The following is a 16,208-nucleotide window of genomic DNA, read 5'->3' as shown; positions in this document are numbered from 1 at the left end:
GAATTGAACAAGTTCTTTTTCAATTTCTTGTGTTTCAAGCTTTGCGATATTCGCTTCGACAAATAGGTTTAATACATAATCGAATAATTCTTCAAGCTTAATGCTCCAGCCTTTATCAAGTAAGATTTGAACAACACCAGATGCCATACGACGTAATGCATATGGGTCCTGTGAGCCAGTTGGTATGATACCAATTGAGAAACATCCAACAATTGTATCCAACTTATCAGCAAGGCTGATTAAAGCACCAATGGTGGATGAAGGACTAGCGTCATCAGCATGTCGTGGCATGTAATGCTCATTAATTGCTACAGCAATTGCTTCATCTTCACCACTTAATCGTGCATATCGTTCACCCATTACCCCTTGAAGTTCAGGGAATTCGTAAACCATATTGGTGACAAGGTCAAATTTACATATTCCGGCAGCCCGATTTGCCTTTTCCCGTGTTTCGTTATCTAATTCAAGAAGCTCCGATAATTGCTTCGTGATTTGCTGGATTCGTCTAACCTTTTCACCAATTGAGCCAATTTCTTCATGGTAAATGATTTTATCAAGTTTCTGAATTAAGTCATCAATTTTTAACTTTTGATCTTCTTTATAGAAGAAGTCTGCATCAGATAAACGAGCACGTATTACCTTCTCATTACCCCTTGCGACTGTTTCAAGATGCTTATGATCACCATTTCGAATTGCTACAAAGAAAGGTAGAAGGGAACCATTTTTATCCTTTACAGGGAAATAACGTTGATGCTCTCTCATGCTTGTAATTAATACTTCTTCAGGTAAATTTAAAAATTCTTCTTCAAATTTTCCGTAAAAGGCGGTTGGATATTCAACTAGATTTGTAACTTCTTCAAGCAAATCTGCATCAATTGGAACTTCCCAATTATTATCTTCTTCAAGTATTTTAATTTGGTTTGTAATTGCTTCTTTACGCTCAAGATAATCTGCAATTACATATTGAGACATAAGAAGTTTTTCATAATCTCTAGGCGTTGTAATTTCAACCTCATGACCTAAGAAACGATGTCCCCATGTTTTTTTGCTTGCCGTAACATTAGTGATCGATATTGGAATAATCTCATCACCGAATAAAGCAACGATCCATTTTATTGGACGAACATAGCGAAGTTCTTGCTCGCCCCAACGCATATTTTTAGGGAATGATAGATGTGTAATAACATCCTCAAGCTCACCTAAGATTTCTTTTGTGGCTTTCCCTTTAATAAATTTATTGATATGCGCGTATTCCACACCATTGATCTCTTTAAAAAAGATATCTTCAACTGATGCACCTTGTCCTCTTGTGAAACCCATCGCGGCTTTTGACCAATTGCCGTCCTGATCTAAAGCTATTTTTTTCGCAGGACCCTTTGCTTCAAGTTCAACATCCTTTTGTTTTTCCGCAACATCATGAACAAGAACGGCTAGTCTTCTAGGCGAAGAATAACGTTCGACCTGCTCAAATGAAAGATTATGTTCAAGCAACCAGTTTGTAATCTTGTCAGAAAGCTGATTCATGGCATCTGTTACAAACCTTGCTGGCATCTCCTCTAAACCAATTTCAATCAATAAATCTTGATTACTCATGACGATCGTCTCCTTTTGCCTTCAGCATTGGGAAGCCTAATTTTTCCCGCTCTTCATAAAACGTTTTAGCTACTTTACGTGCTAAATTACGCACTCTGCCGATATACCCTGTTCTTTCTGTAACTGAGATTGCTCCCCTCGCATCTAGCTGGTTAAAGGTATGTGAACATTTTAAAACATAGTCATATGCAGGATGAACGAGGCCTTCGTCCATTTGACGGTGTGCTTCCTTTTCATAAATGCTAAATAAGTTAAATAGCATTTCCGGGTCAGATGTTTCAAAAGTATATTTTGAATGCTCGTATTCAGGCTGATGGAAAATATCACGGACCGTAAAACCTTTTGTCCATTCAAGATCGAAAACATTTTCCTTATCTTGAATATAAGACGCTAGACGTTCAATTCCGTATGTGATTTCAACAGATACAGGTTTACATTCAATGCCACCTACCTGTTGGAAATATGTAAATTGAGTTACTTCCATTCCGTCAAGCCATACTTCCCAACCAAGACCTGCTGCTCCTAGTGTTGGCGCCTCCCAGTTATCTTCAACGAAGCGGATATCATGCTCTAATGGATCAATTCCTAATTTACGTAAAGATTCAAGGTATAGCTCCTGAATATTATCAGGTGATGGCTTCATGATAACTTGGAATTGATGGTGTTGATAAAGACGGTTTGGGTTTTCTCCGTAACGGCCATCGACTGGACGTCTAGACGGTTCAACATAGGCTACATTCCAAGGCTCCGGACCAAGGCTTCTTAAGAATGTATAGGGGCTCATGGTTCCTGCACCCTTTTCCACGTCATAGGCTTGCATAAGGATGCAGCCTTGATCTGACCAATGCTTTTGTAACGTTAATATCATTTCTTGAATATTCATTGTCTAGCACCTCGCTAAAAATCTTTTTTTGTAGTTCGAAAAACACTCAGGTAAAAAATAAAAAACTCCCCTCCTCTATGCCTAATTGTAGACATAGGGACGAGAGTTTACCCGCGGTTCCACCCTATTTGCAACTAACTCGTGTAATCGAGTTATTGCCTCTTTCAAGCGATACACTCTGGAACGCCTTCCTTATTTGTTCATACCCTAGCTTCCACCGTCCTAGGTTCGCTTTTATGAACGATAATAAGTACTACTTTCCTTCACCGTGCGATTATTTTAATTGAACTATAGTCCAAAATTAAATCCATGTCAAGTAGCCTCTTTACGGCAGACGAAAATTTTCAAGTTGATCTAAGAATCGCTTTGACTTTAGATACAAGCCTGAATATTCTTCGTAATACATGTCGATCACCATTTTTATTTCTTTCTTCGTTTCATCCTTAACGGCAATACTACCTAAGCGACTTAAATCGAAATAATAAAACAAGCGAAGTAATCGAATTGTAGCTTGTGACACTTTTAGATGATATGGTTCTTTTTCATAGCAGCGATGACAAAGTAGCCCACCTTCTTTAATCGAAAAACCAAATTCACCCTCCGTACTTTTACAAATTGTACATTCGTCAAGACGAGGATACAATCCAAGTAAGGGCAGCATTTTTAGCTCATAAATATGCAGAAGAATATCAGGATCATATCCTTCATTTAAGTAATTTACGGTTTGATACAGCATTTCAAAAAGAAAAGGATTAGATCTTTTTTCTTCCGTACATTTATCGGTTAATTCCACCACATAAGATGCATATGCAGTTAAGAAAATATCTTCCCGAACGGATCGAAAGGTTGAAATCGTTTCGCCTTGTTGTAAAACGCCTAAACCAGACGTTTTTTGAACTAAAAACTGTCCATATGTAAAAACCTGGGTAATAGCAGCAAGGCGACTACTTGGTTTTTTTGCGCCTCTTGCCATTACCCCAATTTTCCCCCATTCACGGGTATACAAAGTAACGATTTTATTCGTTTCACCATAATCACTTGTTCTTATGATAATACCTTCGCATTTTTGCAGCACTTCTGTCACCATCCATTGGCAACAAGGCAACCAATTACCATTGTTACAAAATAATACGTCCTACTTTAGTTTAAGACGCTTTTTTAGGATGGTCAAGTAATTGGGAAATCTATTTCTGCTAGCTCCTCACTCTGTAATTCGGGTCTCTCACTCTTCTCTAGTTCCAATTCCTTAAAAAGAAGATACGTATCAACATTACCTGTTTGACTAAACACCTTCCAGGTAAAATCTAACATAGTAACCCCACCTCTTTCGTTATTTTACTAGCAAAGACTACTCCAATTTCATTCACTTGTAAGAATATCTTGACCGAAAATCCTAAAAAACATGTTACATAAATTTTGCTAATCCGTGTATTTTTTCTTTTAATGTTTATCTTCTAATACTCGTCTTCTCTAAATCCATAGTCACGAAGCTGAGACATTTTGTTTCGCCAATCCTTTTGAACCTTTACCCAAAGCTCTAAAAAGACCTTCGACCCTAGCAATGCTTCAATATCAGCCCTGGCTCGCTTCCCAACCTCTTTAAGCATGCTGCCTTGTTTTCCAATTACAATTCCTTTTTGCGAATTACGCTCAACAATGATAGTAGCACCAACATAGACGGTATTGCCACCTTCTCTTCTCTCGAGTGAATCCATTACAACTGCAATTGAATGTGGTATTTCCTCTCTTGTCAGGTGAAGCACTTTTTCACGAATTAATTCAGTGATAATAAATCGTTCCGGATGGTCTGTTACTTGATCAGCAGGATAGTATTGAGGTCCCTCCGGTAGATAATTTTTAATTTGATCAACTAATCTTGGGGTATTCGTGCCCTGCAGTGCAGAAATCGGAACAATCTCCTTAAAAGGATAGAGCCCTTTGTACTTCTCGATTAATTCTAATAATTGATCAGGGTGTATTTGGTCTATCTTATTAACCACTAGAAAAACTGGTGTCTGAATATTTTTTAGTCGTTCAATGATGAATTCATCACCGCGACCATATCCCTCTTCAGCATTTATCATAAATAAGACGATATCGACTTCTTTAAGTGTGTTCTGGGCAACCTTCATCATAAAATCGCCAAGCTTATGCTTTGGTTTATGAATCCCAGGTGTATCAATAAAAATAATTTGAGAATTTTCTTCTGTGAATACCCCTTGCACCTTGTTTCGTGTCGTTTGAGGTTTATCACTCATAATAGCAATTTTTTGCCCAATTACATGATTTAAAAAAGTAGACTTACCAACATTTGGTCGTCCAATAATCGAAACAAAACCTGATTTATATCCATTCTTATTTTCCATTTAAATCCTCCGGTGTAAAAGCCCCTGGTAGTAATTCATTAATCGTTGTCTCTTGTACATCGCCTTTTAGGTTTGATAAATAGACCTTCATATCAGGCTGGCATAGTTCTGAAATTACTTGACGACAAACGCCACATGGGGGCACTGGTCGGTCTGTATCTGCCACTACAGCCATTGATACAAACTCCTTATCTCCTTCAGAAACAGCCTTAAAAAGGGCCGTTCTTTCTGCACAATTGGTTGCACTATAGCCTGCATTTTCAATATTACAGCCATGGTATACCTTACCATCCTTTGTAAGAAGTGCAGCTCCTACTTTAAAGCTTGAATATGGAACATATGCTAGTTCTCTTGCTTTTTTCGCTTCGTTGATTAGTTCCTGTGTTTTCACAATTCATTATTCCTTTCTGCGTATCCTAGTACGGAAGTGTATTTTTATTTTACCTAAAAATCTTGATTCATGCATCGGTTTAAATCATTTGTTACACGATTGTAAGAATTTTCTTTAAATTAACCCGATTAAGTAAGGCACGAAGATGATCAATCCAATGATAACAGATATAACCGCAAAAATGAGGACAGCTCCAGCTGCGATATCCTTAGCTTTCTTAGCTAGGGGATGAAATTCACTGGTAACTAAATCCACCACCTTTTCAACAGACGTATTCATCAATTCGATTGAAAACATTCCACCGATTAAAAGAAGAATAACCATCCATTCCATCTTGGTGATTTGAAAAAGGAATCCGCAAATCACTACAATGATGGAAAACAAAAAGTGTATCTGTAAATTACGTTCCGAAAAAAATGCTTCTCGCAAGCCTTGTAAAGCATACGAAAAGCTTCTGATTAAGCGCGCCCATTTCCTTTTTTGCTTATCTTTCAAGTCCATAGACCTCTAAGATTTCCTTTTGTCTTGAGAACATTTTTTCCTCATCCTCTTTTGTCATATGGTCATAGCCAAGCAAATGCAAGAAACCATGGACCGCAAGGAAACCTAATTCACGAGCAAAGGAATGACCATAATCCTCGGCCTGCTCTCTTGCCCGAGGGATTGAAATAATGATATCTCCTAATAGCTTTGGTATGTCTTCACCAATAATGGCAATCTCTCCTTCGCCCATTTCTTCCATAGCAAAGGAAATTACATCTGTTGGTTGATCTTTATCGCGATATTCCCGATTAATTTCTTGAATCCGGTCATTATCAACAAAGGTAATCGAAACCTCTGTCCCTTCTTTTACGCCTTCTAGTTTAGCAGCTAAAAAAAGTAGTTCTTCAACTAACGTGCATTCGTCTTCTTTTACTTCACCAATTTCATCGTTAAAATCAATTTCTAATCTCATGCTTCTTTCACCTTCTGTTTTGTAGCCTCAGCAGGGTATTCAATCCTTGAATGGAAGATTCCCTTTAGTGATTCACAAAGTGTTTTTGCAACGATATCAAGCTCTTTTAACGTTATATCACATTCATCAAATTGCCCATCCTGTAATCGGTCGGCAATGATACTATTAACTAGTGACTCGATTTTTTGAGGGGTTGGGTTTGATAGCGAACGTACCGCTGCTTCAACACTATCTGCAATTCCAATGACTGAAGCCTCTTTTGTTTGTGCCTTAGGGCCCACATATCTGAAATCAGACTCAAGGATTTCTCGCTCACTTTGTTGCTTTGCTTTATGATAAAAATATTTTAACAGTGTTGTCCCATGATGCTGTTCGGCAATGTCGACGATTTCTTTGGGCATTTTATATTTTCTCAAAGTTTCTGCTCCATCTGTGGCATGTGCTGTAATAATCGTCTTACTAAGCTGTGGAGCAATTTTATCATGTGGATTTTCAATATTCATCTGGTTTTCAATAAAGAAATGCGGGCGCTTTGTTTTTCCAATATCATGATAATACGATGAAACTCTCGCTAATAATCCATTTGCCCCAATTGCTTCACATGCAGACTCTGACAAATTCGCAACCATGACACTATGATGATATGTTCCTGGTGCTTCCGTTAAAATTTTACGTAATAATGGGTGATTTGGGTTAGATAATTCGATTAATTTCATGGTCGATAGAATATTAAATCCTGCTTCAAAGAATGGCAATAGACCTATTGTTAGGACAGCAGCTATAACACCCGATAAAACTGCCATAATAATGGATGAACCATAGTCTAGGCTTGAATAACTACCATTTTGTAATAACATAATCGAAAAAATCACGATAATATTAATCAAGGCCACAAAAAGTCCTGCTTGGAGAATTTTTCCTCTACGATTATGCTTACTTAAAAATAAGACACCAGCTAAGCAACCAAACAAGAAATATATTCCAGCTGTGAAATTGAGCGTACCCGTAACACCCTCGTTAAAGATAAGACTTCCACAAACGGCAAAAATCATGCTCGAAAGTATGGCAACTTTTTCATTAATTAATAGTTTTATTAACAATGCACCCATAGCTACCGGAACTATATATCCAATATCGGAATAATCGATTTGTTGGAATAAACTTATACCTTTCATTAATAGAATGGTAATAGTAAAGATAATCGCAAAAATTAGTAAGTAAATATTCCGATGTCGGTCGGTAGGAATCATCTCGTTATGAAAATGATACACGAGTGCCGTAATCACTAACACAATAATTAATGCCAGGCCAATGAATGGTAGAATTGGGTTATTGGTGCTAGTCATACCTAGCAGCTCTAATTGACGATATATATCCCTTGTGATTAATTGACCTTCTTCTACAATTATTTGACCTTGTAGAATTTTTACCGGCTCCACCACTTCACTCGCTTGACGGCGTTTTTCTTCGGTGGCATCAACATCATAATAGACGTTTTGAACGATTGCAAAACGCGCCATTTCACGCATAGACTCTCGTAGTGCTGTATCAACACTGGAGTATTGCAGTTCTTCCACGACTTTATTTTTTGCATTTTCTACCTCAGAAGATGGAATTCTCGTATTCATGACATTATTTACTGCAGTGATAACCGCATCTTTTGCACGGGATAATTGATCACGAGTAGCAGTTAATAAAGCTGTAAGGACATCATCCGGTATTCGATTTATTAAATCCTGTGGTAGCTTCGTCTTTAGCATCTGTAATTTTTCTGAAGCTGTCAATGGTTTGGGTTCTTCCCCTCGATCTTCTTCCGTACGACTTTCCCATTCTTTTACCTTCACATTATACATATCCAATGCTTCATTATTCGTTTCTTCAATAGAGTCAAAAATAGAAATGGCAAGATCCACTTGATTATCTGCATATTCGGACTTAAGTGTAAAAACATCTTCAACTTCTTTTGCTGCTGCATCCTGTTTTGCCTTAGTGGCAATTTTATCTTCAATTGTTAATGGAGAACGAATTGTCTGTTCAGAAGGATGCAAAACCTCTAATTGCAAAACTTCCGGTTTGACATTACTAAACATGACTAAAAACATAATCCCTGCAAGGAGGATATAAATCAAAATATGTAGGTATTGTTTGCTTTTAATAACGGACAACTTATTTGTTAGCTTTGTCGTTTTCCTCATTTCTTGAACCTCCTTCTCTAAGGCTTATTTTACCAGTTCCACTAATGATAAAAAAGACCCATTACATATGGGTCTTTACTACTTTAAGCCTCAGCCTTTTCATACGCTTCAATAATGCGTGCTACAAGAGGATGACGTACAACATCAGACTGTTCCAAAAAGATAAACGCAGATCCATATACATCCTTCAGGATATTTATTGCTTCATGTAAGCCGGATTTTACCCCTTTAGGTAAATCGATTTGCGAGATATCTCCTGTTATGACCATTTTAGAGCCAAAACCTAAGCGTGTCAAAAACATCTTCATTTGGGCCAATGTTGTATTTTGCGCTTCATCTAAAATGACAAAAGCATCGTCAAGTGTACGTCCTCTCATATAGGCTAATGGGGCAATTTCAATTATTCCTCGTTCCATTAAACGTTCGGTATGCTCAGCACCTAGTACATCGTGTAATCCATCATACAAAGGACGTAAGTATGGATCAACCTTTTCTTTTAAATCTCCTGGTAAAAATCCTAGGCTTTCACCTGCTTCAACAGCTGGACGAGTCAGAATAATGCGTTTAACCTGTCCGTTTTTCAAAGCGTTTACAGCCATAACAACTGCCAAATAGGTTTTTCCGGTACCCGCTGGACCGATACCAAATACTAAATCATGCTGTTTAATAGCTGCCACATATTGACGTTGTCCGTGTGTTTTTACACGAATGGATTTCCCCTTTGCAGTTTTTGTAATTTCTTCATCGTATATTTCTTCAAATGAATCTAGTTTCCCACTTTTCGCCATTTGAATACAGTAAATAATATCTCGTTCACTTACATGTATCCCTTTTCGTATCACTCCAAGAAGCTTTTCAAGTATTCCCTCAACAAGCTGTACATTAGTTGCGTCTCCTGAGACATGGACAGCCTCACCTCTTGTGATGATCGAAACATTTAATTCTTCTTCAATCCGTTTAAGATGAAGATCATTGTTTCCAAACAAAACTAGTGCCTCGTTTGTATTTTCAAGTTGATGTTTACTCATAACTAAATCTTCTGACATCCTTTAGTCTCCTTGAACTAATGGTATCGTAGTGACGATATTCTCAATAACATTATATTTTATTTCCAATTTTACTTTACCATTGTTAATGGAATGACGCAAAACTTTTTCTTCCATAATTTCAGCATCGCTATCTAATTCTTGTTCTAACGTATTCCTTCCAATTCGCTTAGCTTCTTCGATAGCCTCATTTGTCGTATACGTTCTGATGGTTTTTTCACTTTCTCTAATGGTCTCTTTTTCATATGCAATTGGAAGTTCCCAATTAAAAAATTTGATATGTCTTTCCTCCAAATCCGTTTGAAACTCCTTATATTCAATCTTACCAAAACCCCAAATAGGTATACGGAAATCCCCTAACGAGATATAGTGTTTTATATTATTTTCCCCTGTTAATACATCAAGTTTCGTTGTAATTTCTACCGTTACTTCAGACTTGTACCAAGTTTCGCCAAAAATTTTTCCACGTGCAGGTACGTAGATTTCCTCTCCTTCTTTTCCAATTTTACCAGTAACTAAAAGATCGCCCTTTTTGACAAAATCATTTTCGGCTACAACGGGCTTTCCTTCTTCCACGATTAGTTTCTTGATAATTGCTTTTTTATTGGCAACAAGATTTCTTGGACTAAGCTGTTCTGGAGGTTCCGGCTGGTTCTTTTCAACAACCTCAAAATGATAGGTCGTCCCATTTAATTCCACACCAATCCATGTAATATCAGTTACGGCATCTTCCAGATGCCTTTGCAATGATTCATTATCTTCTATAAAAAATTGTAGCTTCCCTTTTTCTACACCAAGCTTTTTCAATTCTTGAATAATGCGGTGCTCTGTTTCTGGTTTGGCTCCCTCCACTTTTATGTTCCAAACCATATTTGATAATAAGGTAACAATGATAAAAAANNTGAACGAGAAATGGCAAGCCCCTTTTTCCAATGAATTTAAGTTTACAATCATTTTTACGAACAACTCGTCGAATTTTTTTTATATCTTTTAAATACATTGAAAAGCTCAGGGCATGTGTACCCGGCTTTTTCACATCCCACACGACAATTCCTTGCCTTACACACTCATTTATGAATCTCTCTGTCCCTTTTCCTGAAATAACTACCTTGACACTTCCAGTAAAAAAGTGCATCCAATGATTTTTCATGCTATAAATGGCCTCCTCTAATCAAATTCGCCTCGGCGTATTTGCGCCCGATTTTTTTCGGGCTTGACCGAAAAATTTCCTCTAAAAAATCGTGGCATCCGCCGGAGGCTTTCCTTTATTCAGCCATGCTGAATAAAGGTAGAATCAATTCTCAATTCTCAATATATTGCACATGTTCAATTTTTCCTTCGAGCATGATTTCCTCAGGTAAAATTGTTTTAATCACAAATGCTTTCCCTTTTATCAGAAGTTGTCCTTGTTTCAGTAATAGCCGTACTTCTTTATCTGAAAAGGTTAATAATCCGCGATGATTCTCTATGTAAATATGTAATTGTCCAATCATGGTTATTCTTGGAAGATCCATCATGACGTCAGCAGGAAGTTCCATCTTGTTTGTGATCCATCTTTTCATGCGTTGTCCTAGGTTTTTAGGCATAAAAAAGAACCCCCTTTCAACTCATATTTATGAGTGAAACGGGGTTCATAGAACATCTATAAAATTTTATCGACGGAGTTGGTACGGTCTTTTTGCCCTTGGGGGACCAAGAATTTCAGACCATACAATCCCTTCGACGACTTTGTTTTTCGAGTAGCTTTTGACAGCCAAACGTTCTTTATTGGCTACTGCAGGCTTATGAACCGTTATGGCTGGTTCTTCACCCTTGCTTTTGTTTTCACTATAGGTTCCATTTTGTTGAAGCTCTTGGTATCGTTCAAAGAACGTATTTGGAACCTGAGGAGCAGAAGCTTCTTTAGCTTCAAATTCATCATAATCATACTTCGTTTCGACCTGATATTCCTCTTTTTCAGGCTTTGGTTCTTGATCAAACGGATCGAACTGCTTTGGTAATGGTATTTGAGTCGTAGGTTCTTTTTTACCACTCGCAAAACGTTTAAATGCATTAACAAAAAGTCCAAATACGATTATCAAAATTATGGGATTAGCCATAATAAATTTAATTAGCCCTTCTATAGGTGAATCCACAGTCTAAACCTCCTTTCGACGTTTTGAGGTTTATTTATGATCTTCGTCATGATCCTTAGTGCTTCTACCAATTGAATCTCTCATGTCAGTGTCAGCCATGATATTTTTTAGATTTGTATAGTCCAGCACTCCAAGGTTACCAGTGCGTAATGCTTCTGCCATTGCTAATGGTACTTCAGCCTCAGCTTCCACAACCTTCGCTTTCATTTCTTCTACACGAGCGCGCATTTCTTGCTCACTTGCAACCGCCATTGCACGACGTTCTTCAGCCTTCGCTTGAGCAATTTTCTTATCTGCTTCAGCTTGGTCAGTTTGAAGTACAGCCCCGATATTTTTACCGATATCAAGGTCTGCGATATCAATGGAAAGGATTTCGAATGCAGTACCTGCATCAAGCCCTTTTGCTAAAACAGTTTTTGAAATCATATCGGGGTTTTCAAGAACTTTTTTATGATCATTTTGGGAACCGATTGTACTTACAATACCTTCACCTACACGGGCAATAACAGTTTCCTCTCCTGCTCCCCCGACTAAGCGATCAATATTTGCACGAACTGTGATACGTGCTTTTGCTTTTACTTCAATACCATCCATCGCCACACCTGAAATAAATGGTGTTTCGATAACCTTAGGGTTAACACTCATTTGTACAGCCTCTAATACGTCACGACCTGCTAAATCGATTGCTGCTGCTCTTTCAAAGGTTAATTCAATGTTCGCACGTTGTGCAGCGATTAGTGCGTTAACAACACGGTCAACATTACCACCTGCTAAATAGTGACTCTCCAATTGATTTGTATTCAGATTTAAACCTGCTTTTTGAGCCTTAATTAACGGGATAATAACACGACCCGGTATAACGCGACGCAACCTCATCCCTATTAATGTAAAAATACTTACACGGACACCAGCTGCAAGTGCTGAAATCCATAGTGCAACTGGCACAAATGTAAAGAGTACAGCCAATATAATAATACCGAGTGCAACTAATATTAGAATTGTAATCATACCTGTTGGCATTTTATTTTTCCTCCTACTTTTTTTTATTTATCAATTTCAGTCACTTCTCGAACGACAATTCGAGAACCTTCTGTTTTGATGACTTCAACTTTTGTATTTCTTTCAATGAAATTGCCTTGTGTGACAACATCAATTCTTTCATCGTTAATAATTGCAGTACCCGAAGGTCTTAATGTTGTTAAGGCAATGCCTTGTTTTCCGATTAAATCTTCTCGATTCTTATTAGACACATAACCACTTTCAGTATTGGTAGAATCAAAGAGGATAATCTTTTTAAATGCATGTAGCCTCTTGCCGAAAACTTTCGCCAAAATGATCGATACAACAATTGTTGCTACTAATGCTACTAAGAGTGAAATACTAATTACCATCATACTGCTTCCTGCTAAGAAAAAGCTCGTTAAAATAGCCCCTACTCCTATCAAGCCAACAATCCCCCCAGGCAAAACAAACTCCAGTAAAATTAATACAATACCTATTACAAAAAGAATAATGGATTCCATTCCAGCTAGTCCCGCTACCATATGCCCATAGAAAAAGAGCAATAGTGCAGATATTCCCATTATACCAGGAATGCCAAAACCAGGAGAGTATAATTCAACAACTAACCCTAAGCTTCCGATTGTTAATAAAATCGAAACAACAATTGGATTTGTAATAAAGCGTGCAATTTTTTCAGCAATACTTACTTCTGCTTCTTCAATAGCTGCTTTTTCATAGCCTAGTGTCTTTAATAATTCAGCTCTATCGTGGACAATCCCTTCCGCATATTTAACGGATAGAGCCTGTTTGGCTGTTAGTGTAAGAAACTTTCCTTTTTCGGCGCCAAGCTCGGGAAGATCAATCTCTTTATCTGCCATTGCTAATGCGTAAATTGGATCACGCCCATTGTTTTCTGCAGCGCCTTTCATTGCCGACAACCAGTAGGAAACGGCTTTTTCATCTGCTGTATTCCCTGCTTGGTCAATTATACCAGCTGCTCCCATTCTACCATTATCAGACATATAGATCTGATCTGCATTTAATGCGATAAAAGCACCCGCTGAGATGGCATCGTTATTGATATAGGCGACCGTAGGAATGGTTGATTCCTGAATTCGTTTGCCTATTTGTGTTGCAGCATCAACCGCCCCACCCGGGGTATTAATTTCAAAAATGATGATATCTGCTCCTTTATTCTCAGCATCAGTAATCGAACGATCGATAAATGCACTTAATCCTTTTTCAACTGTTTCTTCCAAAGGGATAATATACACCACTTGGTCTGCTGCACTGTGGCTCTTATTTGGCGTTATTGTAAGGATTAGCGGCAAGAGAATAATGGACAGGAATAAAAGGATTCTCCATTTTTTCAAATCGCGTTCCCTCCTCTCTATTCATTTTTGAGTCTTCATAGTATGTAATACGATTGAAGTGCATACCTGGTTTCATTTTTTGATCGTTTTTATACAATCTTTTTAGTGGTAATTCCTACCTTTAGTATGTATTGGGGGAAACAATTTCAAAGGTACAATTCCCCAGTATCCCCTTATAATGAAAAAACACCTTACGCGATGTAAGGTGCTTTTGTTAAGATAATTGCTGTTGAACAAGTTTGTTTACGAGACCGCCATCAGCTTTGCCTTTAACCTTTGGCATGATGGCAGCCATCACTTTGCCCATGTCAGCCTTTGAAGAAGCATTGACCTCTTGTACTGTTTCTTTCACAATCATAACAAGATCCTCTTCAGATAATTGTTCTGGAAGGTATACCTCTAATATCTCAATTTCAGTTTGAATTTTATTAACAAGATCTTCACGACCAGCGTTACTAAATTCGCGGAGGGAATCTTTTCGTTGTTTTAATTCACGAGTAAGAACCGTTAGTTCTGTTTCTTCTGAAAGTTCACTGGTACCAAGCTTAATCCCCTCATTTTGAAGGGCAGCCTTCACCATTCGAATAACAGATAGCTTATCTTTCTCTTTATTCTTCATCGCTGTTTTCATATCATTATTTAAACGCTCGAGAAGACCCATAAAACTACACCCTCTTTTAGAATTTACGCTTTCTAGCAGCTTCAGATTTCTTCTTACGCTTTACGCTAGGCTTTTCATAGAATTCGCGCTTTCTAGCTTCTTGAATAGTACCAGATTTAGACACAGTACGTTTGAAGCGGCGAAGAGCATCTTCAAGCGATTCGTTTTTACGAACGACCGTTTTTGACATTCTAATTCCCTCCCTCCGAAAACAACCACTAACTCTAATTAAGACACATGTTCTATTACATTCTCTTAGTGTCGATCGAAAAATATCGTCGAAACAAAAAACATGTACTTTGCAATTATAATATATGCATGATTTTTGGTCAACTGTAATTCACAATAGTAACACTAGAAATCACGTGTTCCTTACTAGTTTTAATAATTTTTTTTACTATTATTCCTGTTAAATTCCCTTTATTTATTGTCTATTACGGCATTTCCAATAAATTTCGAAAGGGGCTAAGATAAAAAGTTGAAGTAGTCATTTTCACGAATCCTTGTCCATACAATGAGATAGGGGTGAAAATGGATGATTGAACTTATTTCATTATTTGCTGTATTTATCGCAATCTTTCTTTTTGGCATGACTGTGATGAGGACAGGCCTTTATAATCTTACCGGAGACAAACTAAAGGTTTGGCTGATTCGCTTTACTAATAATCCGATCAAGGGATTATTAACTGGAATGATCATTACCGCAATTATCCACAGCAGCTCTGCTGTTATGGTTCTTGTTGTTGGGTTAATTGCGACAGGATATTTAACCTTTAAGCAATCCATTGGAATTATACTTGGTACCAATATTGGAACCACCTTTACGGCAGAAATGATTACCTTTGATATTTTTGAATGGATTGTTCCGATTTTAATTTTAGGATTTTTATGTTTGTTTATTAGTAATCAACAGGTATTTAGCTTTGGTGCTTTTTTATTTGGATTGGGATGTATGTTTGTGGCGATGAATGGGTTTGAGCAGCTTGCTAGTCCAATCTCACAATTTCCGTCCATTCATACTTTTTTTCAACATACCAATGAGAGCGGTCTTTTTGGGGTAGGAGTTGGGACGATTTTGACTTCTATTATTCAATCGAGTACTGCGACAACTGGTATCATTATGGGCTTTATGAATGAACAGCTACTAACTTTAAATGCAGGGATTGCAGTTTTACTAGGTGCGAACATCGGAACATGTATTACTGCTTTTATTGCAAGTATTGGGAGTAGACATGAAGCCAAGCTAGCTGCATATGCCCATATATGGGTAAATGTGATCGGTGTAGTTTTATTTTTTCCGTTAATAAATGTGCTTGGTCAAATCGCCATGCTGCTTACATCACATCCTGATGTTCAAATCGCCCACGTCAGTTTGATCTTTAATGTCCTTACTTCACTTCTCTTTTTACCTTTTCTTGGGGCGTTAACGAATTTTATCATGAAGGTACATAGAGCTGCATAGGAAAAGCTGGCCGTTTTCGGCCAGCTTCCTAATCCAAATACGCATTAGCGTATTTGCCGCCCAAATTTTAGGACCACAGGATGTGGGTCATAAAGCCGTTGCCACAGGAAGTGGCGTTTATAGTCTTTGAACTTACTGCCCGAAAA

Annotated in this window: 17 protein-coding genes and 1 pseudogene; 1 reads left to right on the top strand and 17 read right to left on the bottom strand. The window is 37.7% G+C overall.

Annotation, left to right across the window (positions count from 1 at the left end; genetic code table 11):
* From glyS to rpsU, 17 genes and pseudogenes are all read right to left on the bottom strand, one after another.
* Positions 1 to 1,593, bottom strand: a 1,593-nt coding sequence (gene glyS, locus V7147_RS01510) for a glycine--tRNA ligase subunit beta (RefSeq protein ID WP_335366090.1), incomplete at its 3' end; no start/stop codon positions are given.
* Positions 1,586 to 2,476 (bottom strand): glycine--tRNA ligase subunit alpha, encoded by an 891-nt coding sequence (gene glyQ / locus V7147_RS01505; RefSeq protein WP_057998729.1) that lies wholly within the window; start codon positions 2,474 to 2,476, stop codon positions 1,586 to 1,588. The genes glyQ and glyS, both read right to left, overlap by 8 nt.
* A gap of 325 nt (positions 2,477 to 2,801) precedes the next feature.
* Positions 2,802 to 3,551: a DNA repair protein RecO gene (gene recO / locus V7147_RS01500; RefSeq protein ID WP_335366089.1), complete on the bottom strand. Its 750-nt coding sequence runs from the start codon at positions 3,549 to 3,551 to the stop codon at positions 2,802 to 2,804.
* A gap of 92 nt (positions 3,552 to 3,643) precedes the next feature.
* On the bottom strand, positions 3,644 to 3,787 hold the full coding sequence (locus V7147_RS01495; protein ID WP_335366088.1) for a YqzL family protein: 144 nt from the start codon (positions 3,785 to 3,787) through the stop codon (positions 3,644 to 3,646).
* Positions 3,788 to 3,930: 143 nt separating this feature from the next.
* Positions 3,931 to 4,842 (bottom strand): GTPase Era, encoded by a 912-nt coding sequence (gene era / locus V7147_RS01490; RefSeq protein WP_335366087.1) that lies wholly within the window; start codon positions 4,840 to 4,842, stop codon positions 3,931 to 3,933.
* On the bottom strand, positions 4,832 to 5,233 hold the full coding sequence (locus tag V7147_RS01485; RefSeq protein WP_335366086.1) for a cytidine deaminase: 402 nt from the start codon (positions 5,231 to 5,233) through the stop codon (positions 4,832 to 4,834). Before V7147_RS01485 ends, era begins: the two co-directional genes overlap by 11 nt.
* Before the next feature lie 114 nt (positions 5,234 to 5,347).
* Positions 5,348 to 5,734 carry a diacylglycerol kinase family protein gene (locus tag V7147_RS01480; protein ID WP_335366085.1) on the bottom strand — a complete coding sequence of 129 codons (387 nt, stop codon included), beginning with the start codon at positions 5,732 to 5,734 and terminating at the stop codon, positions 5,348 to 5,350.
* Positions 5,718 to 6,188 (bottom strand): rRNA maturation RNase YbeY, encoded by a 471-nt coding sequence (gene ybeY, locus V7147_RS01475; protein WP_335366084.1) that lies wholly within the window; start codon positions 6,186 to 6,188, stop codon positions 5,718 to 5,720. Before ybeY ends, V7147_RS01480 begins: the two co-directional genes overlap by 17 nt.
* On the bottom strand, positions 6,185 to 8,383 hold the full coding sequence (locus V7147_RS01470; protein ID WP_335366083.1) for an HD family phosphohydrolase: 2,199 nt from the start codon (positions 8,381 to 8,383) through the stop codon (positions 6,185 to 6,187). Before V7147_RS01470 ends, ybeY begins: the two co-directional genes overlap by 4 nt.
* 83 nt (positions 8,384 to 8,466) lie before the next feature.
* Complete coding sequence (locus V7147_RS01465) at positions 8,467 to 9,429, bottom strand: PhoH family protein (protein ID WP_335366082.1); 963 nt, start codon at positions 9,427 to 9,429, stop codon at positions 8,467 to 8,469.
* Between the two features lie 3 nt (positions 9,430 to 9,432).
* Positions 9,433 to 10,564, bottom strand: a pseudogene (yqfD, locus tag V7147_RS01460) (sporulation protein YqfD).
* Positions 10,565 to 10,730: 166 nt separating this feature from the next.
* Positions 10,731 to 11,015: a sporulation protein YqfC gene (gene yqfC, locus V7147_RS01455; RefSeq protein WP_057998720.1), complete on the bottom strand. Its 285-nt coding sequence runs from the start codon at positions 11,013 to 11,015 to the stop codon at positions 10,731 to 10,733.
* A gap of 66 nt (positions 11,016 to 11,081) precedes the next feature.
* Positions 11,082 to 11,564: a hypothetical protein gene (locus V7147_RS01450; RefSeq protein WP_335366080.1), complete on the bottom strand. Its 483-nt coding sequence runs from the start codon at positions 11,562 to 11,564 to the stop codon at positions 11,082 to 11,084.
* A gap of 30 nt (positions 11,565 to 11,594) precedes the next feature.
* Positions 11,595 to 12,584 (bottom strand): flotillin-like protein FloA, encoded by a 990-nt coding sequence (floA, locus tag V7147_RS01445; RefSeq protein WP_335366079.1) that lies wholly within the window; start codon positions 12,582 to 12,584, stop codon positions 11,595 to 11,597.
* Between the two features lie 23 nt (positions 12,585 to 12,607).
* The gene (locus V7147_RS01440; protein ID WP_335366078.1) at positions 12,608 to 13,939 is read right to left on the bottom strand and encodes an NfeD family protein; all 1,332 of its coding nucleotides are present in this window, start codon (positions 13,937 to 13,939) and stop codon (positions 12,608 to 12,610) included.
* A gap of 214 nt (positions 13,940 to 14,153) precedes the next feature.
* Positions 14,154 to 14,600 (bottom strand): GatB/YqeY domain-containing protein, encoded by a 447-nt coding sequence (locus tag V7147_RS01435; RefSeq protein ID WP_335366077.1) that lies wholly within the window; start codon positions 14,598 to 14,600, stop codon positions 14,154 to 14,156.
* A 16-nt stretch (positions 14,601 to 14,616) separates the two neighbouring features.
* Positions 14,617 to 14,790, bottom strand: coding sequence for a 30S ribosomal protein S21 (rpsU, locus tag V7147_RS01430; protein WP_015595024.1), 174 nt, complete (start codon positions 14,788 to 14,790; stop codon positions 14,617 to 14,619).
* 345 nt (positions 14,791 to 15,135) lie between these two features.
* Here rpsU and V7147_RS01425 point away from each other — a divergent pair, with 345 nt between their 5' ends.
* Positions 15,136 to 16,062 (top strand): Na/Pi symporter, encoded by a 927-nt coding sequence (locus V7147_RS01425; RefSeq protein WP_335366076.1) that lies wholly within the window; start codon positions 15,136 to 15,138, stop codon positions 16,060 to 16,062.
* Positions 16,063 to 16,208: the final 146 nt, after the last annotated feature.

Source organism: Bacillus sp. JJ1521, assembly GCF_036965165.1.
In the GTDB taxonomy this organism is placed as follows: Bacteria; Bacillota; Bacilli; order Bacillales; family Bacillaceae_L; genus Ferdinandcohnia.
Note: the sequence above shows the minus strand (reverse complement) of the source record. Positions and strands in the feature narration are given on the sequence as shown.